The organism is Plantibacter cousiniae (nom. nud.) (genome assembly GCF_977070315.1).
The window spans coordinates 449,283-471,934 of record NZ_CDRVEU010000002.1; the positions used below are offsets into that span (position 1 = coordinate 449,283).

The 22,652-nt window shown below is 60.1% G+C and carries 20 protein-coding genes; 10 read left to right on the top strand and 10 right to left on the bottom strand.

All coding sequences use genetic code 11. The features are described 5' to 3' along the window. The first annotated feature begins 143 nt into the window (after positions 1 to 143). From ACW55A_RS05580 to ACW55A_RS05595, 4 genes are read left to right on the top strand one after another with little or no spacing between them, the layout of a single operon-like run. Positions 144 to 815 carry an ABC transporter permease gene (locus ACW55A_RS05580; protein WP_498810683.1) on the top strand — a complete coding sequence of 224 codons (672 nt, stop codon included), beginning with the start codon at positions 144 to 146 and terminating at the stop codon, positions 813 to 815. Between the two features lie 6 nt (positions 816 to 821). Further along, positions 822 to 1,637, top strand: coding sequence for an ABC transporter permease (locus ACW55A_RS05585; protein WP_455809022.1), 816 nt, complete (start codon positions 822 to 824; stop codon positions 1,635 to 1,637). After that, positions 1,634 to 2,563: an ABC transporter ATP-binding protein gene (locus ACW55A_RS05590; protein WP_498810682.1), complete on the top strand. Its 930-nt coding sequence runs from the start codon at positions 1,634 to 1,636 to the stop codon at positions 2,561 to 2,563. The genes ACW55A_RS05585 and ACW55A_RS05590 overlap by 4 nt, the downstream gene beginning before the upstream one ends. Positions 2,564 to 2,569: 6 nt before the next feature. Beyond that, the gene (locus tag ACW55A_RS05595; protein WP_498810681.1) at positions 2,570 to 2,788 is read left to right on the top strand and encodes a TOBE domain-containing protein; all 219 of its coding nucleotides are present in this window, start codon (positions 2,570 to 2,572) and stop codon (positions 2,786 to 2,788) included. Between the two features lie 16 nt (positions 2,789 to 2,804). On the opposite strand, the gene ACW55A_RS05600 is transcribed toward ACW55A_RS05595, so the two are convergent. Beyond that, positions 2,805 to 3,719, bottom strand: coding sequence for a LysR substrate-binding domain-containing protein (locus tag ACW55A_RS05600; protein ID WP_455809025.1), 915 nt, complete (start codon positions 3,717 to 3,719; stop codon positions 2,805 to 2,807). A gap of 124 nt (positions 3,720 to 3,843) precedes the next feature. On the opposite strand from ACW55A_RS05600, the gene ACW55A_RS05605 reads away from it, so the two are divergent. Beyond that, positions 3,844 to 4,938 (top strand): tartrate dehydrogenase, encoded by a 1,095-nt coding sequence (locus tag ACW55A_RS05605; RefSeq protein WP_060707699.1) that lies wholly within the window; start codon positions 3,844 to 3,846, stop codon positions 4,936 to 4,938. On the opposite strand, the gene ptrR is transcribed toward ACW55A_RS05605, so the two are convergent. Beyond that, the gene (gene ptrR / locus ACW55A_RS05610; protein ID WP_128775268.1) at positions 4,935 to 5,810 is read right to left on the bottom strand and encodes a putrescine utilization regulator PtrR; all 876 of its coding nucleotides are present in this window, start codon (positions 5,808 to 5,810) and stop codon (positions 4,935 to 4,937) included. The two genes, ACW55A_RS05605 and ptrR, sit on opposite strands and share 4 nt — an antisense overlap. A gap of 101 nt (positions 5,811 to 5,911) precedes the next feature. Between ptrR and ACW55A_RS05615 the strand changes: the two genes are divergently transcribed. Then, on the top strand, positions 5,912 to 7,303 hold the full coding sequence (locus tag ACW55A_RS05615; protein ID WP_003434197.1) for an aldehyde dehydrogenase family protein: 1,392 nt from the start codon (positions 5,912 to 5,914) through the stop codon (positions 7,301 to 7,303). 303 nt (positions 7,304 to 7,606) lie between these two features. On the opposite strand, the gene ACW55A_RS05620 is transcribed toward ACW55A_RS05615, so the two are convergent. Next, complete coding sequence (locus tag ACW55A_RS05620) at positions 7,607 to 8,191, bottom strand: flavin reductase family protein (protein WP_003369242.1); 585 nt, start codon at positions 8,189 to 8,191, stop codon at positions 7,607 to 7,609. A gap of 140 nt (positions 8,192 to 8,331) precedes the next feature. Between ACW55A_RS05620 and ACW55A_RS05625 the strand changes: the two genes are divergently transcribed. Further along, a complete protein-coding gene (locus ACW55A_RS05625; RefSeq protein ID WP_042930710.1) occupies positions 8,332 to 8,955 on the top strand; it encodes a nucleotidyltransferase family protein in 624 nt (207 codons plus the stop codon). Here the strand turns inward: ACW55A_RS05625 and ACW55A_RS05630 are convergent. From ACW55A_RS05630 to ACW55A_RS05645, 4 genes are read right to left on the bottom strand one after another with little or no spacing between them, the layout of a single operon-like run. After that, positions 8,936 to 9,904, bottom strand: a complete 969-nt coding sequence (locus ACW55A_RS05630; RefSeq protein ID WP_455809027.1) for an XdhC family protein — start codon at positions 9,902 to 9,904, stop codon at positions 8,936 to 8,938. The two genes, ACW55A_RS05625 and ACW55A_RS05630, sit on opposite strands and share 20 nt — an antisense overlap. 2 nt (positions 9,905 to 9,906) lie before the next feature. Beyond that, positions 9,907 to 12,123 carry a xanthine dehydrogenase family protein molybdopterin-binding subunit gene (locus tag ACW55A_RS05635; protein ID WP_058397001.1) on the bottom strand — a complete coding sequence of 739 codons (2,217 nt, stop codon included), beginning with the start codon at positions 12,121 to 12,123 and terminating at the stop codon, positions 9,907 to 9,909. Between the two features lie 9 nt (positions 12,124 to 12,132). Continuing rightward, entirely contained in the window at positions 12,133 to 13,116 is a 984-nt protein-coding gene (locus ACW55A_RS05640; protein ID WP_003434207.1) for an FAD binding domain-containing protein, read from the bottom strand. Next, entirely contained in the window at positions 13,116 to 13,796 is a 681-nt protein-coding gene (locus ACW55A_RS05645; protein ID WP_003369233.1) for a (2Fe-2S)-binding protein, read from the bottom strand. The genes ACW55A_RS05640 and ACW55A_RS05645 overlap by 1 nt, the downstream gene beginning before the upstream one ends. Before the next feature lie 900 nt (positions 13,797 to 14,696). Between ACW55A_RS05645 and mqo the strand changes: the two genes are divergently transcribed. The 3 genes from mqo (at position 14,697) to ACW55A_RS05660 (ending at position 17,636) form a co-directional block, all read left to right on the top strand. Next, complete coding sequence (gene mqo, locus ACW55A_RS05650) at positions 14,697 to 16,328, top strand: malate dehydrogenase (quinone) (RefSeq protein ID WP_499140258.1); 1,632 nt, start codon at positions 14,697 to 14,699, stop codon at positions 16,326 to 16,328. Positions 16,329 to 16,485: 157 nt separating this feature from the next. Further along, a complete protein-coding gene (locus ACW55A_RS05655) occupies positions 16,486 to 16,722 on the top strand; it encodes a hypothetical protein (protein ID WP_455809029.1) in 237 nt (78 codons plus the stop codon). 536 nt (positions 16,723 to 17,258) lie between these two features. After that, positions 17,259 to 17,636 (top strand): response regulator, encoded by a 378-nt coding sequence (locus tag ACW55A_RS05660; protein WP_455809031.1) that lies wholly within the window; start codon positions 17,259 to 17,261, stop codon positions 17,634 to 17,636. A gap of 59 nt (positions 17,637 to 17,695) precedes the next feature. Here the strand turns inward: ACW55A_RS05660 and ACW55A_RS05665 are convergent, their stop codons facing one another. From ACW55A_RS05665 to ACW55A_RS05675, 3 genes are all read right to left on the bottom strand, one after another. Then, positions 17,696 to 21,016: a type III effector HrpK domain-containing protein gene (locus ACW55A_RS05665; protein WP_498810680.1), complete on the bottom strand. Its 3,321-nt coding sequence runs from the start codon at positions 21,014 to 21,016 to the stop codon at positions 17,696 to 17,698. 248 nt (positions 21,017 to 21,264) lie between these two features. Next, the gene (locus tag ACW55A_RS05670) at positions 21,265 to 21,999 is read right to left on the bottom strand and encodes a DUF72 domain-containing protein (protein ID WP_498810679.1); all 735 of its coding nucleotides are present in this window, start codon (positions 21,997 to 21,999) and stop codon (positions 21,265 to 21,267) included. After that, positions 21,996 to 22,427 (bottom strand): DNA methylase, encoded by a 432-nt coding sequence (locus ACW55A_RS05675; protein ID WP_096121294.1) that lies wholly within the window; start codon positions 22,425 to 22,427, stop codon positions 21,996 to 21,998. Before ACW55A_RS05675 ends, ACW55A_RS05670 begins: the two co-directional genes overlap by 4 nt. Positions 22,428 to 22,652 lie beyond the last annotated feature (225 nt).

Genomic DNA, 22,652 nt, shown 5'->3' on the forward strand with positions numbered 1-22,652 from the left:
AGCCGCAATCTGCTTCCGGCGCTGATCTTCCTCGGACTGTTTTTCTTCGCGCCGCTGATTGCTCTGCTGCTGCGGGGCGTGCTGGAACCGGTGCCGGGCCTTGCAACTATGAGCAACTGTTTGCCAACTCGGCCTACTCGCGGGTGCTGCTCAATACCTTTTCCGTAGCCGGTCTGGTGACGCTGTTCAGCCTGCTGCTGGGCTTCCCGCTCGCCTGGGTGATCACCCTGGTGCCGCGCGGCTGGGGACGCTGGATTCTGAATATCGTGCTGTTGTCGATGTGGACCAGCCTGCTGGCCCGTACCTATTCGTGGCTGGTGCTGTTGCAGGCCTCAGGGGTCGTCAACAAGGCATTGATGGCCATGGGCATCATCGATCAACCGCTGGAAATGGTGCACAACCTGACCGGTGTGGTGATCGGCATGAGCTACATCATGATTCCGTTCATCGTCCTGCCGCTGCAGGCGACCATGCAGGCCATCGATCCCATGGTGCTGCAGGCGGGTTCGATCTGCGGCGCCAGCCCGTGGAGCAATTTCTTCAGAGTGTTCCTGCCACTGTGCCGTCCGGGGCTGTTTTCCGGAGGCCTGATGGTGTTTGTCATGTCGCTCGGTTATTACGTCACCCCGGCGCTGCTCGGCGGCGCGCAGAACATGATGCTGCCCGAATTCATCGTCCAGCAGGTGCAGTCGTTCCTCAACTGGGGGCTGGCCAGTGCCGCCGCTGCGTTGCTGGTGCTGATCACGCTGGTGCTGTTCTACTTCTACCTGAAGCTCCAGCCGGAATCACCGGTCGGCGCCAGCAATGCGAGGTAAACCGCCATGCTCCTGACACCCAATGCCATGAGCCCCGGCTTGCGTACGGGCCTGTACCTGACCACCGCCCTGATCGCGCTGTTCCTGTTGCTGCCGATCCTGTTCATCGTCCTGCTGTCGTTCGGTTCGTCGCAGTGGCTGGTGTTTCCGCCGCCCGGCTGGACGCTGAAGTGGTATCAGCAGTTTTTTTCCAACCCGGACTGGATGGCCGCGGCCATGTCCAGCTTCAAGGTCGCGATCCTGACCACCCTCGCCTCGGTGGCACTGGGCGTGCCCACTGCATTCGCACTGGTGCGTGGCCGGTTTCCGGGGCGTGACCTGCTGTACGGCGTCTTCACACTGCCGATGATCGTACCGCTGGTGATCATCGCCGTCGCGGTCTACGCGCTGTTTCTCAAGCTCGGCTACACCGGCACGCTGTTTTCCTTCGTCGTCAGCCATGTGATCGTTGCCTTGCCGTTCACCATCATCTCGATCATCAATTCGTTGAAGCTGTTCGACCAGTCCATCGAGGATGCCGCAGTCATCTGCGGTGCCTCACGCTTGCAGGCGATCTACAAGGTGACCTTTCCCGGCATCCGCCCGGGCATGATGGCCGGTGCGCTGTTCGCGTTCCTGGTGTCGTGGGACGAGGTGGTCTTGAGCGTGATGATGGCCAGCCCTACCCTGCAAACCCTTCCCGTGAAAATGTGGACCACCCTGCGTCAGGACCTGACGCCAGTCATCGCCGTCGCCTCAACGCTGCTGATCGCCCTGTCGGTGCTGATCATGTTCATCGCCGCGACCCTGCGTCGCCGCAACGAAGCCAGGAGTACTTCATGAGTGCCGTGATCAAAGACCCCGCCCATCAGCGACAGAACACACTCGTCAGCCTGTGTAATCTGAACAAGCACTACGGAAGTTTCGCCGCCGTCGACGACATTTCCCTGGACATCCAGGACGGCGAATTCCTGACCTTCCTGGGCTCCAGCGGATCGGGAAAAAGCACCACGCTGTCGATGCTCGCCGGCTTCGAAACGCCCAACTCGGGCGAGATTCTGGTGGGCGGCAAATCGCTGGTGAATGTGCCGCCGCACAAGCGTGACATCGGCATGGTGTTCCAGCGCTACTCGCTGTTCCCGCACCTGTCGGTCCGCGACAACATTGCCTTCCCGCTGGCGATCCGCAAGTTGCCTGCGGCCGAACGCGAGATGAAAGTCGATGCGATGCTCAAGCTGGTTCAGCTGGAAGCCTTCGCTCATCGTCGCCCGTCGCAACTGTCAGGCGGCCAGCAGCAACGGGTCGCCATCGCCAGGGCGCTGGTTTACGAGCCGCGCATCCTGCTGATGGACGAGCCTCTGGGCGCCCTGGACAAGAAGCTGCGCGAAGACTTGCAGGACGAACTGCGTCAGTTGCATCGCCGGCTGGGCATCACCATCGTTTACGTGACCCATGACCAGGAAGAAGCCATGCGCCTGTCACAGCGCATCGCCATTTTCAGCCATGGCAAGATCGTCGGTCTGGGCTCGGGCTATGACCTGTACCAGGATCCACCGAATGCCTTCGTCGCCTCGTTTCTCGGCAACTCGAACTTCCTCAGGCTCAAGGCTCAGGGCAATGCCGTGGCGACGTTCGAGGGCAGCACACTGGCGATTCGCCTGACCGCAGGGCTGAAGACCGATCAGGACGTGCTGCTGATGGTGCGCCCGGAGAAAGCCCAGGCGCTGAGCGTGTCCCAGGCTGCGGCCATGCCACTCGAAACAGGCTGAAATGAGGTGAGCGCCACGGTCCATGAAGTGCTGTTCCTTGGCGAGAGCCAGACGTGCTCGGTAGTCACTGCCGGAGGTACGGCCATGACGGTCAAGGCGCTTTCCGCGAACGGCATGTCGCTCAAGGCCGGCGACCCGGTGCGCGTGCGCTGGGCCGCCGCAGACGCATGCATCTACACCGAATGGACAGACAGCGACCTGAACAAGGCAGCCGGCACCCACTGACAGTGTGTGCTGTGCCTCAGTGGTTGACCGGCGAAGGATGCAGGGCAAGGTAGTCGCGCAGAAACTCCACCGTGACGCGGACCTTGGCCGAACTCATCAGCGGCGAGGTATGCACCGCCCAGATGTCTGCATCCTGACGGTAATCCGGCAACACCTGAACCAGCCGGCCCTCGGCCAGGTCAGTGCGCACATCCCACAGCGAACGCAGCAATACCCCGCGTCCGTCCAGGCACCACTGGCGGGCGATTTCGCCGTGGTTGGTGGACAGGCTGCCGGTCACCTTGACGGTTTCGGCACCCTGCGGTCCGTTGAGGTGCCAGATGCCGAACGGCCGGTCGCGCTCCTTGATCACCAGGCAATCGTGATTGGCCAATTCGCCAAGATTGAGCGGCGTGCCATGACGGTTGAGGTAGCCGGGGCTCGCGCACAGAACCCGCCAGTTGCTGGCCAGATGCCTGGCGCGCAAGTGCGGAGCGATTTCGTTGCCGACGCGGATATCCAGATCGACGCCCTCCTCGATCAGATCGACCAGCCGGTCCTGAATGTCCAGACGGATATCCAGCTTCGGATAACGCGCGGCCAGTTCCGACAACGCCGGCGCGACGAAACGACGGCCAAAACCCTGGCTGCTGACCACGCGCAACAAGCCACTCGGTTCGCCATGCAGTGCCGCCACTTGGTCGCCCATCTGCTGCACTGAGTCGAGCATACCCCTGGCCCACTCGTAGACGCGCTCGCCATCTTCGGTAATCGACACCTGCCGGGTCGAGCGGTGCAGCAACACCACGCCCATGCCCTGCTCCAGCAAACGAATGCGCTTGCTGACGTAGGCAGCGGACATGCCCAGCTCATCCGCAGCCCCGACGAAGCTTGAGCGCCGGGCCACATGAACGAACACATTCAAATCATCGAGACTGGGGTATTTATTCACGATTCGTGTTTTCTCAGTCAATTAATAAGCTGATTATCTTTATATCGTGTGCTTATAGCATGGATGGCCTGTGCAACTCATTCATCGCACACCCGTAATGGATCGATTCAGAGAGAGCGCCACCATGAACAACAAGAAACTGCGTATCGCTGCCATCGCCGGTGACGGCATCGGCCTGGAAGTGCTGCCCGAAGGAGTACGTGTGGTGCAGGCCGCTGCCGCACGGCACGGGCTGGACCTGGAGTTCGAATACTTCGAATGGGCCAGCTGCGATTACTACCTGAAGCACGGCAAGATGATGCCGGACGACTGGTTCGAACAGCTCAAAGGCTTTGACTCGATCTTCTTCGGCGCCGTCGGCTGGCCGGAAAAGGTGCCGGATCACATCTCACTGTGGGGCTCGCTGCTCAAGTTTCGTCGCGAATTCGATCAGTACGCGAATATCCGTCCGGTGCGGCTGTTTCCCGGCGTCCCCTGCCCGCTGGCCCATCGTAAACCGGGCGACATCGACTTTGTCGTGGTCCGGGAAAACACCGAAGGTGAATACTCGTCGCTGGGCGGGATCATGTTCGAAAATACCGACAACGAATTCGTGTTGCAGGAATCGGTGTTCACCCGTCGCGGCGTCGACCGCATTCTCAAATTCGCCTTCGAGATGGCCAGCAAACGCGAGCGCAAGCACGTTACCTCGGCGACCAAATCCAACGGCATGGCCATCAGCATGCCGTATTGGGACAAGCGCACCGAAGCGATGGCCAGCCAGTACCCCGGCATCAGTTGGGACAAGCAACACATCGACATTCTCTGCGCACGTTTCGTGCTGCAACCCGAGCGCTTCGACGTGGTAGTGGCGTCCAACCTGTTCGGCGACATCCTCAGCGACCTCGGCCCGGCCTGCGCAGGCACCATCGGCATCGCGCCGTCAGCCAACCTCAACCCCGAGCGTCACTTCCCGTCGCTGTTCGAACCGGTTCACGGCTCGGCCCCGGACATCTTCGGCCAGAACATCGCCAACCCGATCGCCATGATCTGGTCGGGTGCGCTCATGCTCGAATTCCTCGGCCAGGGCGATCAGCGCTTCACCGCGGCCCATGACGAAATCATCACCGCCATCGAGCAAGTGATCGCCAACGGCGACGTCACGCCGGATCTGGGCGGCACGCTTTCGACTCAACAAGTCGGTGCGGCGATTGCCGAGCGGGTTTGTGCAGGCCGTTAAACGTTCGCTGGCTCGTTGCGCTGTTCCAGCAACTCGACGAAGCGAGTCAGGCTGCGTGACACCGTGCCGCGGCGCCAGATCAGCCAGGTCTGCAGGTAGCGAAACTTCTCGGACAGCGGCCAGATACTGACCGTGGCGCAGCCGGGCATGCTTTCCAGCATGCTGCGCGGCATCAGCGCCAGCCCGGCACCGGCGCTGACGCAGGCGAGCATGCCGTGGTAGGACTCCATTTCATGGATCTTGCCCGGCACTGCCGCGTCATCGGTGAACCAGCGCTCAAAGTGATGGCGGTACGAGCAGTTGGCACGAAACGCATAGATACTCTCTCCGCTGACATCCCGCCCGCGCTTGACCGGCGCATGATTGAGCGGCGCAATGATGACCATTTCCTCTTCGAAGACCGGCACGCCGTCAAGCGATGGATGCTGCACTGGCCCGTCGACGAACGCAGCGACCAGTCGACCGGCCAGCACGCCGTCGATCATGGTTCCGGACGGGCCTGTGGACAGGTCCAGCTCGACCTTGGCGTTCTGCTGGTTGTAGGCGGCCAGCAGCGCAGGAATCCTGACCGCAGCCGTGCTTTCCAGCGAGCCCAGTGCAAAAGGCCCCTGTGGCTCCTCACCGGAAACGGCGGAACGCGCTTCCTGCACCAGATCCAGGATGCGTCGCGTGTAGTCGAGAAAATTCCACCCTGCGGGAGACAGGCGCAAGCGGTGCTTCTCGCGAATGAACAGGTCGACGCCCAGATCCTGCTCCAGTTGCTTGATGCGCGTGGTCAGGTTCGAGGGCACCCGGTGGATGTGCTGCGCGGCGGCACTGATGCTGCCGTGTTCAGCCACTGCCTTGAAGATCTCCAGCTGAACCAGATCCATATCATTCTCCAAACATGAACGTTACGATCATTATTATTCAGTTTTACAAAGCATTGCACGCCTATATTCTGGTCCCACTTCCACCTCAACAGGATGGCGCAATGACTACTGTCACCAGCAACACCCATGCAATCTCGATCAACCCTGCCACCGGCGAGCAGATCGGCCACTATGCCTTCGAATCCGCCGCTGCGCTGGATCAAAGCCTGTCGCGCGCGGCGGCCGGTTTTGCCGGCTGGAAGCGCACGCCGGTTCAGCAACGAGCGCAACTGATCATCGCCATGGGTCAGGCCCTGCGTGATGACGTAGACAACATTGCACGCATGATCAGTCAGGAAATGGGCAAGCCCGTCGCTCAGGCCCGAGGCGAGGTCGAAAAATGCGCGCAGCTGTGCGACTGGTACGCGGCACAAGGCCCGGCGATGCTGGTGGCCGAAGCAACTCAGGTCGAGAATGACAAGGCGCGGATCGAGTACCGTCCGCTGGGCCCGATTCTCGCAGTGATGCCATGGAATTTCCCGATCTGGCAAGTGCTGCGCGGCGCGATTCCGACCCTGCTGGCCGGCAATACTTACGTGCTCAAGCACGCGCCCAACGTAATGGGCTGCGCTTACCTGATGCTCGACGCGTTCAAGCGTGCCGGTTTTCCGGAGGGTGTGTTCGAGGTCATCAACGTGACCCCGGAAGGCGTTTCAAGCGCCATTGCCGACCCGCGCATCGCAGCCGTCACCCTGACCGGCAGCGTGCGTGCTGGCCAGGCCATCGGTGCCCAGGCCGGTGCGGCACTGAAGAAGTGCGTGCTGGAACTGGGCGGTTCCGACCCGTTCATCGTGCTCAATGACGCGGACCTGGATCAGGCGGTGAAGGCGGCGGTGATTGGCCGCTTCCAGAACACCGGGCAGGTCTGTGCAGCGGCCAAGCGCCTGATCATCGAGCAAGGCGTGGTCGAGGAGTTCACCCGCAGATTCGTCGAGCAAACGCGTCAACTGGTGACAGGCGATCCCCTCTCCAGCGAAACCTACATTGGCCCCATGGCGCGCTTCGATCTGCGCGACGAGCTGGATGCCCAGGTGCAGGACACGCTCGCCGAAGGCGCCACGCTATTGCTGGGCGGCAAAAAGGCTGAAGGCCAGGGCAATTATTATCAGCCGACCGTGCTCGGTAACGTCACCGATAAGATGACTTCGTTCCGGCAGGAGCTGTTCGGCCCGGTAGCGTCGATCATCACCGCCAGAGACGCGCAGCATGCTCTGGAGCTGGCCAATGACAGTGACTTCGGCCTGACCGCGACGGTTTATACCCGCGACCTGCAACTGGCCGAGCGCATGACCGAAGAACTGGAAACCGGCGGTGTGTTCATCAACGGCTACAGCGCTTCAGACCCGCGCGTGACCTTCGGCGGCGTGAAGAAAAGCGGTTTTGGCCGTGAGCTGTCGCACTTCGGTGTACGCGAATTCTGCAATGCGCAGACCGTGTGGCGGGATCGTCACTGAGGGTTCAGCAGGTACACAGCCGTTACGGGAGTGACCGGGGCGGCCATCCGCGTTGCTCGCGAAGGCCGCTGAATGTCTGCTGATCAGTCAGTCCGCCTTCGCGAGCAAGCTCGCTCCCACGGAGGCAGTGTGTGCTTGCTCATGAAAAGGCTGGTGCAGCCGCTGACTATTTGCGGAGCAGTCAGTCCGCTTTCGCGAGCAAGCTTGCTCCCACGGGAACGATGAGTGTGCTTGTGTGGGAGTGAGCTTGCTCACGAAGAAGCCTTTACGGCCAGTGGAGATCGTCAGGGCCAGACATCGCGATCATTCCTCGCCCGTTTCCACCACCGCAGGCTCACCAATCGTGTAGAAATGCCCGCCCGCGACGTAATGCAGGCTGCGCCATTTCGGGTCGGCCTTTTCGAATTCCCAGTGTCCGTCGTTGAACACACGGGTATCGGCCCAGGCACCCACCACTTCACCAATGAACAGGTCATAGGTCTGCTGATTGTGCGGCTCGGGAATGACCTTGCAGATCAGCCACGCCGAGCAGCCTGCGACCAGCGGCGAGTCGTGGCCGTCGATGCGGAACAGGTCCACATTGGCCTTGTCCAGCTTGTCCGGGGTAAAGACCTTGCTCTGGGTGCCGACGTCGAAGGTCATCTGCAATTGATCCAGATTGGGCACCTGCAGGGCAAAGTAGCCACTCTTCTCAACCAGCTCGCGGGTCTTGGTCATCTTGTCGATGACCAGCGTCACTTTCGGCGGCGAAAAGTCCAGTGCACAGGCCCAGGCCGCAGCCATGACGTTATGCGTGCCCTCGTGGCTGGATGAGACCAGCACGGTCGGGCCGTGGTTGAGCAAACGGTAGGCTTTTTCCAGATCGACAGGACGAATATGATTGTCCACTTGAAACCCTCGAAAACATGATTCGTGCCGCTACCGGCAAGGCAGCGAAATAAGGCATTGTGCGTGCATCAGCAGAACTGCAGGGTGCGACGGGCAAGCCGCGTGCGCCCTCTCCTTTCACCCACTCATAAGGTTTCGGATTGAGCAGGATAGACAGCCAGATCCCAGAAGTGTTCGCCCTGGTCCTTGCAGCGGGGCGCAGCAGGCGCTTTGCCGGTGACAAACGGCAGGCGCTTCTGCCCTGCGGGCGGACCCTGCTCACGGCAAGCCTGGAAAACGCGCAAAACGCATTCGGCAAAACGGCGGTGGTAGTGCGCCCTGATGACCAGGCGGATGCGCTGGGGATTGCCTCGAACGTCACGATCATCCGCAGCGAACAGGCCGAACTGGGGATGGGCCACAGCCTAGCGAGCGCCGTTGCGGCAGTGATGGACTCCTTTGCCGATGCGGTTGCCATTGTTCTCGCGGACATGCCCTGGATACAGCCGCAGACCCTGCATGACCTGGCCAGAATGGCCGATTCCCAGCGCATCGTCCTGCCCATGCACAAGGGCCAACGCGGCCACCCGGTGATTATTGGCCGCCGGTTCTGGCCAGCGCTGCTCAAGCTGGAAGGCGATCAGGGCGCGAAAGCCCTGATCATCGATAACCCCGAGGCATGTGACGTACTGCACTGCGATGACCCTGGCATCCTGCGTGACGCCGACACCCCGTCAGCGCTGGCAGAAGCCTGCCGGCAACACCTTACACCTCGGCACGACTGACACCGTTGGCCACCCGCAGGATATCGGCCATTACCGCAATGGCGATCTCGGAAGGGGTCTTGCTGCCCAGGTTCAGGCCGATGGGCGCGTGAATCCGGTCCAGGACCTGAGCGTCCAGCCCGCCAATCCGCCCCAGACGCTCCAGACGTTTGCTGCTGGTGCGCATCGAACCCATCGCGCCTATGTAAAACGCCTCGGTACGGACCGCCTCGAGCATGCTCAGATCGTCCAGCTTCGGATCATGCGTCAGAGCAAGAACGGCCGTCGAACTGTGGCAGCCGCCCTCGGCAATGAACACCGCAGGCAGCACGCCACGCACCTCGACACCCGGCATCGAGAACCCGGAAGTGACCTCGACACGAGGGTCACAAACGATCACCTCATACCCCATCGCAACGGCAAAACTGGCGCAGAACTCCGCCACCGGCGACAGTCCGGCGAGCAGCACGCGATACACCGCACCCATGCGGATGCTGATCCGCTCACCGTCGACCTGTACGCGTGACTCGCCCATCGTCGCAGGCCCGATCTCCCTCTGCACGCCGCCCAGTTGCACCTGCCTGCTGACCAGCTCGCGACCGGCCAGCGCCTGCTCGATGGACGCCAGATGAGCATCGGCTTCAGGGCCAGGGGCAATGAACTCGATCAACACATCCAGCACACCACCGCACGGCAAGGCCCGCGTCGGCGCGAAGCCGCCGTCGCCGTAACGAACCACCTGATTCACCGGCTCGAACTGGCTGGCAGCAACGCGCTCGAGAAAATCCTCTTCCACGCAGCCACCTGACAGAGAGCCGCGATGCTCGCCGCTGCCCAGCGCCACCAGCATCGCCCCCGGCCCGCGCGGGGCCGAGCCGAATGTGGAAAGAACCGTACACAGCCAGACGGCCTTGCCGCCGGCCAGCCAGTCACGCGCCTGTTGTACAACCTGCAAATCAAGCTGTTTCATGACTACAACCCTGCCATCAGTTTTTCCTTGCTGATCGGCAGGCTGCGTACCCGTTTCCCCGTCGCGTGATACACCGCATTGGCCACTGCCGCCGCCAGCCCGGTCACACCAATCTCGCCGATACCACGTGCGCCGAATTCACCCAGGTTGTAATCCGGATAATCGAGCAGCAGGACGTCGATGTCCGGCTGATCCGCATGCACCGGCACCACGTACTCGGCATAGTTGTTATTGACCGGCATGCCGCTGCGCGGATCGTATTCACCGGCTTCGAACAAGGCCATACCGATGCCCATCACAATTGCGCCTTCCACCTGATTGCGTGCTGCCAGCGGGTTGACCACTTTGCCCACGTCAATGGCACTGACCACCCGCGAGACGCGCAGGCTGGAAATGCCCGGATCCCAGCGCACCTCGACAAAATGCACACCGAAGGAGCGGAACGAGTACTTGCCCGCTTCAGGCATGCCGCTCTGGAAAGTCCCCTCGGCACGCGACAGGCGCTGACCGTTCAGCACATCGACGAAGCTCGCACGCTGCTCACCCATGACCAGTTGACCGTTCTCGACCTTGATCGATTCGGCGTCCTGTCCGGCGAACACTGCATCCTTGCTGACGGCGTACTGGCGCAGCTTCTGCAACGCTTCGCGGGTGGCACCGGCGATCGCCGGCATGACGCTGGCGGTGACCCAAGAGCCGCCGGATACCGGTCCTGCCGGGAACGACGAGCTGCCCAGTTCCACCTCGACGCGCTCCATGGGAATGCCGGTCAACTGGCTGACGGTCTGCGCGACGATGGTGTAAGTGCCGGTGCCGATGTCCTGCAAGCCGCACTGAGCCAGGGCCGTGCCATCGGAACGCAGAATGACCCGCGCATCGGTAGGCACCTGATAGGCTTCCCAATTGCAGGCGCCCATGCCGTAACCAATGATTTCATCGCCTTCGCGCATCGAACCGACTTCAGCCTTGCGCGCCTGCCAGCCAAACCGTTCGGCGGCCTTGTCGATGGCTTCAGGCAAGTGATTACTGGACCACGGCAGGCCCGCGCTCTGATCCTTGTCAGAGAGGTTCAGCTTGCGGAATGCCAGAGGGTCCATGCCACTGGCCAGAGCCATTTCATCAATGGCCGACTCCAGTGCAAACAGGCCCGGGGCCGCGCCCGGCGCGCGCATGGAGGTCGGCGTGCCGCGGTTGATGGGGCTGATCTTGTGGCTGACCAGCACGTTATCGCAGGCATACAGGCTTTTGGTCACGCCACCGCAGTTTTCGGTGTAGTCATCGAGCATCGAGGTGTTGTTGAACGACTCGTGACGAATCGATACCAGCTTGCCGCTCGCATCGGTGGCCAGACGCAGGCGCTGGCGAGTTTCCGGGCGGTGCCCCACCGTGGTGAACATCTGCGCACGCGGCAGCACTAGCTGCACCGGTCGCCCGGTGACTTTCGCAGCGGCGCACGCTGCGACCGAATGCGGCCACGGCCACAGCTTGCCGCCAAAGCCCGAGCCTATGAAGGGCGCGCGTACTTCCACCCGATCAGGGGAAAGGTCAAAGACGTTGGCCAGCAGGTTGCGGTGATTGACCACGCCCTGGGTGCTTTCATAGACAAACAGCTTGCCGTCCTGCCACCACGCGGTGCTGGCGTGCATTTCCATCGGGTTGTGCACTTCGACCGGCGTGGTGTAGGTCTGATCGACTTTCACTTTTGCACCGTCGAAGGCGCTGTCCGGGTTGCCCCGATTGTGCCCTGCGCCGCCATCGCGGGCGCCGTTGACGCGCATACCTTCGTCAAGGTCCTTGACCGCTGGACGCTCGTCATAATCAACCGTCACGCGATAGGCCGCCGCCCTCGCCTGCTCGAAGCTTTCGGCCACCACCAGAGCGACAAACTGGCCAGGGTAATAGACCCGGTCATCCTCGAACGGCAGGCGATGCTCGTCGGCCTTGCTGGCCGAAAGCATCTTGGCGAAGCTCAGCTTGGTGTTCGGAGTACGGTGCAACGAGGGGAAGTTGTCGTGGTGAAAGATATCGACCACGCCAGGCATCGCCTTGGCCTGCTGATCCTTTATCGCCACCACGCGCCCGTTGGCGATGGTGCTGTAGACGCCATAGGCGTAAAGCATCTTGCCCATCGGATGGTCCGCGGCATAGCGCGCCTGACCACTGACTTTCTTGCCGCCGTCGATACGACGCTGCGGCACACCAATGATGTTTTCACTCATGAGAAATTCCTAGGCCGTGAGGTCACGAAGGTTGCGGACGATGACCTGCTGTCCCAGCGGGATCTTGAAGGCGTTGTGTTCATAGCCCCGCGAGCCCTTCATCGCTAACGCTGCGACCTGCGCAAAGGTATCCAGGTCGGCACGCTGACCGATCAGCGCACGTTCGGCGTCCAGGGCACGCCACGGCTTGGTGCCCACGCCGCCCAGTGCAATGCGCGCATCGGTAATGCGCTTGCCGTCCATCACTAGAATCACGGCGCTGGACGCCAGGGCGAACTGGTACGAAGTACGGTCGCGCAACTTCAGATAAGACGAGCGGCTGCCTGACAGCGGCGCGTCGAGGGTCACATGGGTGATGAGCTCATGGGGCGCCAGCGCGTGTTCGCGCTCTGGCGTATCACCAGGCAGCAAATGAAAGTCAGCGAACGGGATATCCCGCGAGCCATTGGCGCCCTGAACGGTAACCTGCCCGCCGATGGCTGCCATGCCGACACACATGTCTGACGGATGCGTGGCAATGCAGTGCTCGCTGGTGCCCAGCACTGCGTGCACACTTCGGTTCATCCCGCCGATGGCTGCACACCCGGAGCCCGGCTGGCGCTTGTTACAGGCTGAAATACCATCGCGAAAATACGGGCAGCGCACACGCTGCATGAGATTGCCGGCGGTGGTCGCCTTGTTGCGCAATTGAGTCGACGCACCGGCAAGGATCGCTTCGGACAGAACCGGGTAGCGCTGCTGCACCAGCGGGTGGCTCGCCAGGTCGGTATTGCTGACCAGCGCGCCGATGCGCAGACGGCCATCCGGCAGCGACTCGACCTGCTTCAACGCCAGATGATTGATGTCCACCAGCTGCTGCGGTTGCATCACGTCGAGCTTGACCAGATCCAGCAGTGTGGTGCCACCGGCCAGATAGAAGCGTTGCCCCTCACCGGACGCTGTGCTGAAAGCCTGCGCGGGCGAAGCGGCGCGAGCGTAGTCGAAAGTTCGCATCAGGCAGCACCTCCCATTTTCGAGCGCGCAGACTGCACGGCAGACAGAATGTTCTTGTAGGCACCGCAACGGCAGATATTGCCGCTCATGGCTTCTCTGACGCTGGCGTCGTCGGACGGAATGTTCGGGTCCTTGAGAATCGCGACCGCGCTCATGATCTGTCCGGAGGTGCAATAACCACACTGGTAGGCGTCGTGTTCCCAGAACGCTTCCTGTACCGGGTGCAGCTTGCCGTCCTCTGCCAGCCCTTCGATGGTGGTAATGCTGTCGCCCTGATGCTGAACGGCGATCGACAGACAGGAGTTGATCGCCAGGCCGTTGACCAGCAGCGTGCAGGCGCCGCACTGGCCGTGGTCACAGCCCTTCTTGGTGCCGGTCAGTTGCAGGCGGTCACGCAGCACATCGAGCAGAACGGCATTGGCCGGCACGTTCAGGGTATGAACCTGGCCATTGACCTTCAACTGGATGCGCTGCTCACCCGCTGCGGGCGCGTCACTGTCTTCGACCACGGGGGCCGCAGGTGCCAAAGGCGCCGCCTGCAGCAGGCCGTCGGAGGGGATCCAGGTAGACAGCGTGGCCGCAGCAATGCCGGAGGCACCGAACTTCAGAAAGTTTCGGCGTGAGGGCTGCACGGCGCTGCTGTCGACAGCAGTTTCCTTGTGCTTCTTGGGTTCGGTCATCAGGATCACTCGGTAATAGCCGGCGCTGCTGTAAAGCGCCGGGCGTTATGGTGTGGTCAGCGGCCCGGGCGTACTCCTGCTCACTGACGTGCTGCCTTTATTTTCAGAGGGTAATCAAAGCCAAAACGCTATCACCCGTTATAAGTGTTTAACTGGTCTGCGCTTCTAAAGTTCCAACTGTTTGACGGACGTCTGTATCCGAACATTGCGACCACAGGCATGGCAGCCGTATACGGACCCTAACAGGAGGTCGAAGCGCTGATTAGTCAGGCAGATCCACACGCCGTTATGAGCCTGGCTCATGAATGCCAACGGCCGCATGAGCGCACTTTTCGAGGAGAGTTTCAGATCGAGTGAGGGCCATGTCCGCCTGACGGCTAAAGACCCGGGCGAAAAAGCCGATACAGATAGGCAGTGGAAGGCTGTGAAGTGTCTAAATCAAGGCATTCGTGGCTAATTTGATGATGGCATCTCGCAACGGGGGGGCACATTATGCGAAAATACCGCGTCTTTGCCGGTATGCCACCGAGAGTGTGTCGCAGCACGCGTACATAAAATTGCGCGTCGAGCGTGCCTCCATGCTCCGATGCGGCGTCTCAGACTCCGTGAACAGGCTGACCAGGTGTGTCTTCGCAAGTCGCTCAGGGGCAAGACCCTCGGGCATCGCAGCGCACCAACAGAGCAAATGTCACTCATGACGCTGAATCCAATGATGATAAGAAGTCAGCGCAGCAGGACATAAATTGAGGTCTCGAGCGGTATTATATTGGCCTTGTATGTCCACCTCTAGTCCCTGTGGGTGCGAGTGTTTGTCGCAGGCTTCAATGCATGTGACGAGCCGTTTCCCAGGAGTAGTCGGCGGATGGCGTTTATCAGATGGATGACAGAATGTTTAAAAAAGTGAACACGGCCCTCCTGGGTCTGGCCATTTCCATGGGCCTGATGCCCGTGCAGGCGGCTGAAACCAAGAAAGTCGACGTACTGCTCGTCGGCGGCGGCATCATGAGTGCCACCCTCGCCGTCTGGCTCAACGAGCTGGAGCCGAGCTGGTCGATGGAAATGGTCGAGCGTCTCGATGGCGTCGCCGAAGAAAGCTCCAACGGCTGGAACAACGCCGGTACAGGTCACTCGGCTCTCGCCGAACTGAACTACACCCCTGAAGACAAGAACGGCAACGTCGACATATCCAAGGCCATCGAGATCAACGAAGCGTTCCAGATCTCCCGTCAGTTCTGGTCCTGGCAGGTCAAGACCGGCGTCCTGAAAGACCCGCGCTCGTTCATCAACTCCACGCCGCACATGAGCTTCGTGTGGGGCGACAACAACATCCAGTTCCTGCGCAAGCGTTACGCAGCATTGCAAGCCAGCCCGTTGTTCAGCGGCATGCAGTACTCCGAAGACCACGAGCAGATCAAGAAGTGGGTCCCGTTGATGATGGAAGGTCGTGACCCGGCGCAGAAGCTGGCCGTGACCTGGAGCCCGATCGGCACCGACGTCAACTTCGGCGAGATCACCCGCCAGTTCGTCGCCAATCTGAAAGCCAAGCAGAATTTCAATCTGCAGTTGTCGAGCGAAGTCGAAGACATCAATCACAACGACGACGGCACCTGGCGCGTCAAGTACAAGAACCTGAAAGACGGTACTGTCACCGAGACCGACACCAAGTTCCTGTTCATCGGTGCCGGCGGTGCGGCCCTGCATCTGCTGCAGGAATCCGGTATTCCTGAAGCCAAGGAATACGGCGGCTTCCCGGTCGGCGGTTCGTGGCTTGTCACTGACAATCAGACCCTGGCCATGCAGCATATGGGCAAGGCCTACGGTATCGCGTCGACTGGCGCGCCACCCATGTCGGTTCCGCACCTGGACACCCGTGTTCTGGATGGCAAGCGCGTGATCCTGTTTGGCCCATTCGCAACCTTCTCGACCAAGTTCCTGAAAAACGGTTCCTATTTCGACCTGCTGACCAGCACCACCACGCATAACGTGTGGCCAATGACTCGCGTCGGTATCGAACAGTACCCGCTGATCGAATACCTCGCCGGTCAGGTGATGATGTCTGACGACGATCGCTTCGCTGCCCTGCAGCAGTACTTCCCGAACGCCAAGAAAGAAGACTGGCGCCTGATGCAAGCCGGTCAGCGCGTACAGATCATCAAGCGTGACGAAGAGAAAGGCGGCGTCCTGAAGCTGGGTACCGAAATCGTTGCTTCCAAGGACGGCAGCATTGCCGGCCTGCTGGGTGCTTCGCCAGGTGCCTCGACTGCAGCGCCGATCATGCTGGGCGTGCTTGAGAAAGTCTTCAAGGACAAGGTAGCGACTCCGGAATGGCAGGCAAAACTGCACCAGATCGTGCCTAGCTACGGCACCAAGCTGAACAACAATCCGGACCGTGTTGCCGAGGAATGGGCTTACACATCCGAAGTTCTGCAGCTGACACCGCCACCACCGGTGAACAAGACAGGTAATGCTCCAACACCTGCACCTGCTGCCCAGCCAGCGAAAAGCAATCCAGCCAGTGACATGGCGCTCTAAGGCTTTCACAGCTTGAGCAAAGCCCCGCCAGACCTTGTCTGGCGGGGCTTTTTTTTTGCACGCCGTTGCGCGGGCAATCCCTGCCCACACGAAAACACGTCGAACTCTTCGCGTCGTTCGTTCCTCCAACCAGAACGACACACACCGAGGAACTGCAATGAGCACGCATACCGACAAGCCTTCCAGCCACACGCCTGAACAGTCCGCGCCGACGACAGACCAGTCCGGCAAGCCGGTCGATGTGGTGCACAAGGACATTGCACACGAGAACCCCGCAACCGAAGGCGTGGACAAGGTCATTACCCCGACTTCCCTCAAGGAAAAAGAGCAGGATACCGAAACGCTTCGTGCTAAAAACCGTGAGCTTGAGCGCAAGCTGAATGGCCAGGGCTGATTGCCCAAGCGGGCCTGTAGCAACCCAGTATTTGCCGATAATTCGCTAAAAAACGGCAGGCAGGGCCTTAAAGGCCCACACCTGCCAACTTGCAGGCATTTCCCCGCCATCGTCAGTTAAAGCTACGCGTCCAACGGGCACCTGTTATGGTGACCCACTTCCTTCCATCTCTGGCTTGTATCAGCAGAGCGCGTCATCCAGGTCTCCACGCCGCACTTTCGCGGCAACCCCGCATTTTCTTGCGCTGTCCATCCGGGCCGCTGGCCGCCCAAATTCCCGCTGCGGCCGACAAAAAAAATCTGAATCGCGTTCAGCCTCGAACGACTGCACTTCGTATCAAGCAGCGGCTGGCTGTTCCCGGTTGAAAAACCCTATGGAAGGAAACAGGCGGTTGCAACCACCGTAAAAGTTGGCCTGCGCTTGATACGCCGCAACATCGAGCGAGAACTCAAAGGCCAGGCCGACATTCAGCTCGCCCTCACAGGGATCATCTGGTCAATGCTGATTCCCTGGCCAGACAAACCGGAAAGCCACTTATGAGCTCAGAATCGGAAGACCAGACCTCGCTCCCCAAAGTACTGTTGGTAGAAGACGAGACCATGCTCGCCATGTTGATGGAGATGATGCTCGATGACCTGGGTTTCGCGACCGCCTACCACGCAAGCACGCTGAACGAAGGCATTGAATATGCGCGTAACGGCGAGTACGACCTGGCCATCCTGGATATCAACATTATCGGCGGAGACTCGTTCCCGATAGCCGCTGCCATTGCCGATCGCGGCATACCCTTCATGTTTTGCTCGGGGTACGGGCGGCTGGGGATACCTGACGCGTGGCTCGACCGGCGATGCGTCGCCAAACCGTTCAGTGCCGAGCAACTGAGCCAGGCTTTGAGTGAGCTGCTTGAGACCTGACTCGCTACGTCGATCGGCGTCAGAAAGCAGGCCGGGGCGCTCCGGCCTGACCACTCCGATTATGAAGCGATGGTGGTTTCTTCCGGCCCCGGCCACTCGCTGTCCGGCACGTCCATGAGGGTGCCGTTCTTGACTCCATCGATCTCGTACTGGGTCAGGTAGTCCCTGAGGTGATCGGAAAACCGGTCGACACGGGTCTCCTGTTTGCCCTCCTCGATCATGCCGGGAATCAGCAGCGCCACAGCGCCCACCCCGGCGGCGGCCAGTCCCAGAGTGCCGGCCAGCAACGGCAAGGCGCGCACCACACTGCCCGTCAACTGCAGGACGCCTGCTGCGCCCTCTGCCGCTGATGCCAGACCGGCCATCGCGCCCAGGGACCCGGCCGTGATGCTCATACCGCCGGCGACCAGCTCGCCTCTCCTGATCGATTTCACACCGTCAAAGATGCCATAGGCCCCTGCGGCCACTCCGGCCAGGCCACCCAGCCCTTTGGCAGCGTTTTCCAGTTTCGACAGGTTAGTGGTTATTTCCTTGTAGATGTCCGGCTCGAGCATATCCTTGATGTCCTTGAACATCGTGGTGACATTCTTGACGCCGCCCTCGGTCAGCAAGGTAGCGCTTTGCACCGAACCTGTGGTGATGTCGACGATCTGCCGATCAGTCAGCGCCCCCGCGCCATTTGCCCCCTTGGCGATGGTGATGCCGGCCATGAACAGACCGCTGACACCATGCAGGACTCCGGCACCGGAAGCAGCCTTGATCGAAGAGTTGTCACTGAACAGGCCCAGTTCGGAAATGGACTTGGTGCCCTGACGCAACAGATCCCAATTCCCTCGGAATACGCCCAGAATCTGGTCGGACGTGGCCGGCTTGCCGTCGGCATTGGTCAGCAACTCGGGGTTGCTTTCACTGATCTGGTCGATCAGCGACCTGACTTTCGCTTCGTCCAGTGTATCGCCGCCATCCTTGCCAAAAGCCTTCTTCAGATCCTCGAAACTGGCGTCCTTGAAGACGTTGTTCTGGGCAATGGCGGTGTAGTTTTCAGTCAGCTTGTCGTCGTATTTCCCTGTGAACTCCGGGTTCAGCGCAGCGTTATACATCGCCACTTCCATGCTGAACTGGCTGGTTGCCACTTCGAAGCTTTCAGTCTTCAACAACTCGTTGAGTCGCTCGCCCGAGACCAGCGTTTTCTCGTAGAACGATTCGAAATCCTTATTGTGCGCCGACTTTTGCACGGCCTTTTGAATTTCACCCGGATCACTCAAACCCAGAGACTCCTGAACGCTTTGAGCCGAGCTGTAGAACCGGGCCAGAGCCGTCTGCTGATCGGTCTTGCCGTCCTTGGTGTTGGCGTCCCACAGTTTGTCGAGGGCCTTGCCGGTCTTGATGTCATTGTCGTAAGTGCCTTGCAAGGCGCTTTTCAGCGCGTCGCTGCCCTCCAGCACCTTGCTCAATTCGCTGGTCGCATTGTCGTTGTAGAACGTGACCACCTCGGGGTCCTTTTCGAGCAACGAGATATGCTCGTTGACGTCATCGAGCAGCTTTTGCGGGTCGGGATGACTGCCTACGTTGTTGGCAATCTGCACCTGAGACTTGTCGTCCTTCCACATGCCCGCACCGCTGCCCTCGACAATCAGGCTCTGAGCCGCCTTGAGTTCCTGCAGGACTGCGGCCTTCTGCTCTGCGGTGTAGTTCTGCGGATGCTCGAACACATCCTTGTCGAGCGCGTCGGTGTTGACCTTGTTGAGCAGATTGCCCTCTGCAACGGCTTCCAGCAGCGTGCCCACGGCACCGACGTCTTTTGGCGCGCTATTCTTGAGGAAAGCCTGAATGTCACCGCGGCTGGCCTTGCCATCGGTGCCTTGCTCGAGCGGGCTTTTGGCATTATCGAGCAGCGCAAAGGCGCCGGGTTGCGACCAGAAGTCCAGCGCCTCCCTGACCTCCTTGTCGAGCTGCGGATGCGTGTCCCGGTAGGTCGCCAGCGCCTCGGCGGTCAGGTCCGCAGAACCGGTCTTGCCCTTGATCGCGTCATGGTTCTCGTCGAGGATTGCCGCGTAGCGGGCGATTTGCTTCGAGGCCTCATCAGCATCGGGACTGGCTTTCAGAAAGTCCTTGTAACTGCTGATGTCTTCGGTCTTTTTCAGCGCCGGCAGTGCATCGAAGCCCAGTTTGCCGAAGTCCTGCAAGCGTCCAGCCTCGGTGCCATGTTTCGCTTCGGCGCCTTTGGTGAAGCCATCGACTCGATTGTTGAACACATCGCCCCCAGACTGAATCTCACCCTTCTCGTTGTACATCGTCACCCGGTCGAGCACTTGGACCGCGCGAAAGGCGGCATTGGCGTCCTTTTCGAAATCTCCGACGCGTTCCTTGAGCATGTCCTTGACGCCGCTCTGATTGCCGAGATCCCTGAGCAACGGATTGGCATCGATGATCTCTTGTGCCGAGCGCGTGTCGTCCTTGGGCAGCTCCCACAGAAAGCCCAGTTTTTCGGCCTGTTCGCGGGCCTGGGTGTTGTCGCCAGCCGCCGAAATATTGCTCAATTGACCCGAGAGGCTGGAGAAACCGTGCTTGCCAAAATCCTGCAGACGACCGGCTTCGGTGCCGTTACGGGCTTCGCCGCTTTTGGTGAAACCATTGATCCTGCCGTTGGCCACGTCACTGCCGACAATTCGTCCTCCACTGCTATCGAACTGTTCGATATGGGCCAGCACCTGAGTGGCTCGATAGGCTGCATCTGCGTCGGTATCGAAGTCGCCGACCTGCTCTTTGAGCATGTCCCTGACGTCACTCTGATTGCCCAGGTTTTTGAGCAAAGGGTCACCGTCGACGATACTTCTGGCGTCCCTTTCATCGCCCTTCGGCCGCTCCCACTGAATCCCGAGCTGCTCGGCCTGTTCGCGAACCGCAGGGTCATCGGCTGGCGATCTGATTTCGTGCAGTTTGCCCTTGAGGCTCGAGAAACCGTCCTTGCCGAAATCCTTCAGACGACCGGCCTCCGTGCCGTGCCGGGCATCGCTGCTGCTGGTGTAGCCGTCGATACGATTGTTACCGATGTCCTTGCCGGCCAGACGGTCACCGTTGGCGTCGAAGGTTTCAATGTGTTCGAGCAATTGCACGGCTCGAAACGCGGCACTTGAGTCCTTGGTGTAGTCACCGACCTGAGCAATCAGGTTTTCCCTGGCTTCCCCCCGGTCACCTCGCCCGCCGAGGTTTTTCAGCAGCGGGCTATCGTCGATGATCTGCTGAGCGGAGCGTTTGTCATCGGCAGGCAGTTGCCACTCGATACCCACCTCACGTGATTGCTGTACCGCCTGCTCCCAGGCTTTGGCATCGGTAGGATCGGTGGGTTTTTCAGTGCTGATCTTGCTAACAGTCGTCATTGTTATTTCCTTCCATTGGCCACCCGACATTCCATGGCGTCACAACGCCGCTCGCGCAGGCAGCGCGCGCCGCTACGGATTGGTCTGGTGCGAGACGGGCCTTTGCAGGCAGAGGCACGGAGCCTGGATAACTGTCAGGCGTCCGCTATCAATTACGATTAGAAAGACTTTGCATTAAGAAGGGATGACATCGCCGCGCAACTTGCCGTACACCAGACGACCGGATACGGCGCAGGAAAGAGGCGAACTTATCGTGCGCGGCTCAGCGTCTGAAGTAACAGGGCATCTTCGATTGCCGCACCGCTGGCCGTGTTATCGAATATGCACCATGTTTCGACGCCCTCTTCCACCGACGCCAGCGCCTGACGGCCCAGAAACTCCAGCCGTTGAGGGCCGTAGGCACTGTGGTAAATCTTCGGTGAGCCGTGCAGCCGCCAGTAGCGGGCGCCTGGCCATCCGCCAGGAACATGGCCCGCGCTGATCGGCGAAGGATCGGCCGCGACTCGTGCAATACGCTGATCGACCAGAAGTGCCTCGGCCTGGCACCAGGACTCATGACGCGGTTCAAGAACAAGTGTGCCGCTGTAACGACTGCGCAGCGCTTTAAAAAAGCGTTCTGCGACATCCGGAATATAGTCAAGAGAAGGCGGTAGTTGAATAAGCAGGCAACCCAGTTTTTCACCCAGCTCACTGCACTGGGAAAGAAACACATCCAGTAACACTTCAGTATCCTGCAACCGTTGATCATGAGTAATCAGTTTGGGGATCTTTACCGAAAAGCGAAAATCGTCAGGCACCGACTGTGCCCAGCGCCTGTAAGTCTGCGGATGGTGTGTCCTGTAGAACGAACTATTGATTTCAACGGTGTTGAAGCGTGACGAATAACGTTGCAAATGAGTTCCGGCAGCGGAAAATTCAGCACAGTGCTCGCGCCCCAGACTCCAGCCCGCACAGCCTGTACGCAATGATAACGGGGTGTTCAATACAGCACCTTGCCGGCTTCACGCATGAATATCTCCACAGTCTTGGGGCCAATGCCGTTGAAGGCTGCCAGACGTTTCTCGAAGTCTGCGCGGTCTTCGCTCGCCTCGTGGAGATTGCCGATCGTGCCCGCGTAGTCAGCGTTGAGCCCGGCACACAGCGCCAGCAGTCTATCGGCCGTGGACTCGTCATAGCGCACGTAATGCGCTTCGCCGAGCATGCTGACCAAATCGCGATGGGTGCATTGGCCCAGTTTGCGTGGCGTGTCGCGGTCATGCTTTTGGATGATGACCCGGTACGCCTCACAGGCGATGGCCGACTGAATTCGCTTGCCCATCAGAAAACTTGCAATGAGCCACTTGAACAAGGCTTTTTCCCGGTCCTTGTCAAAGTCGATATGCAACTCTGCAGCATTGACGGTTCGATTCATGAGGTTCTCTGCAAGTGGACATACCGGTCGCATTAGTTCTGCAACCGTCATCTAAACGACCGTTCGGGCAAATGGCGTGTTGACAAAAAATCGTTACAAGTCGACCAACGGTAAACGGAGTGGCGGCTAACTGATGTCAATTAACGTGGGCGCGATTTGTGCATCGATCTCATAACAGTCATCTCATGTCACTAGACTTTCCGCTTTCCGGACAGTCAACGCGTT

What these genes read in the sequence shown, in the direction of transcription:
- ACW55A_RS05585 (WP_455809022.1), top strand. Translation starts at nt 822, where the DNA reads ATGCTCCTGACACCCAATGCCATGAGCCCCGGCTTGCGTACGGGCCTG.
- ACW55A_RS05590 (WP_498810682.1), top strand. Translation starts at nt 1,634, where the DNA reads ATGAGTGCCGTGATCAAAGACCCCGCCCATCAGCGACAGAACACACTC.
- ACW55A_RS05605 (WP_060707699.1), top strand. Translation starts at nt 3,844, where the DNA reads ATGAACAACAAGAAACTGCGTATCGCTGCCATCGCCGGTGACGGCATC.
- ptrR (WP_128775268.1), bottom strand. Translation starts at nt 5,810, where the DNA reads ATGGATCTGGTTCAGCTGGAGATCTTCAAGGCAGTGGCTGAACACGGC.
- ACW55A_RS05615 (WP_003434197.1), top strand. Translation starts at nt 5,912, where the DNA reads ATGACTACTGTCACCAGCAACACCCATGCAATCTCGATCAACCCTGCC.
- ACW55A_RS05630 (WP_455809027.1), bottom strand. Translation starts at nt 9,904, where the DNA reads ATGAAACAGCTTGATTTGCAGGTTGTACAACAGGCGCGTGACTGGCTG.
- ACW55A_RS05635 (WP_058397001.1), bottom strand. Translation starts at nt 12,123, where the DNA reads ATGAGTGAAAACATCATTGGTGTGCCGCAGCGTCGTATCGACGGCGGC.
- ACW55A_RS05640 (WP_003434207.1), bottom strand. Translation starts at nt 13,116, where the DNA reads ATGCGAACTTTCGACTACGCTCGCGCCGCTTCGCCCGCGCAGGCTTTC.
- ACW55A_RS05645 (WP_003369233.1), bottom strand. Translation starts at nt 13,796, where the DNA reads ATGACCGAACCCAAGAAGCACAAGGAAACTGCTGTCGACAGCAGCGCC.
- ACW55A_RS05655 (WP_455809029.1), top strand. Translation starts at nt 16,486, where the DNA reads ATGAGCACGCATACCGACAAGCCTTCCAGCCACACGCCTGAACAGTCC.
- ACW55A_RS05660 (WP_455809031.1), top strand. Translation starts at nt 17,259, where the DNA reads ATGAGCTCAGAATCGGAAGACCAGACCTCGCTCCCCAAAGTACTGTTG.
- ACW55A_RS05665 (WP_498810680.1), bottom strand. Translation starts at nt 21,016, where the DNA reads ATGACGACTGTTAGCAAGATCAGCACTGAAAAACCCACCGATCCTACC.
- ACW55A_RS05675 (WP_096121294.1), bottom strand. Translation starts at nt 22,427, where the DNA reads ATGAATCGAACCGTCAATGCTGCAGAGTTGCATATCGACTTTGACAAG.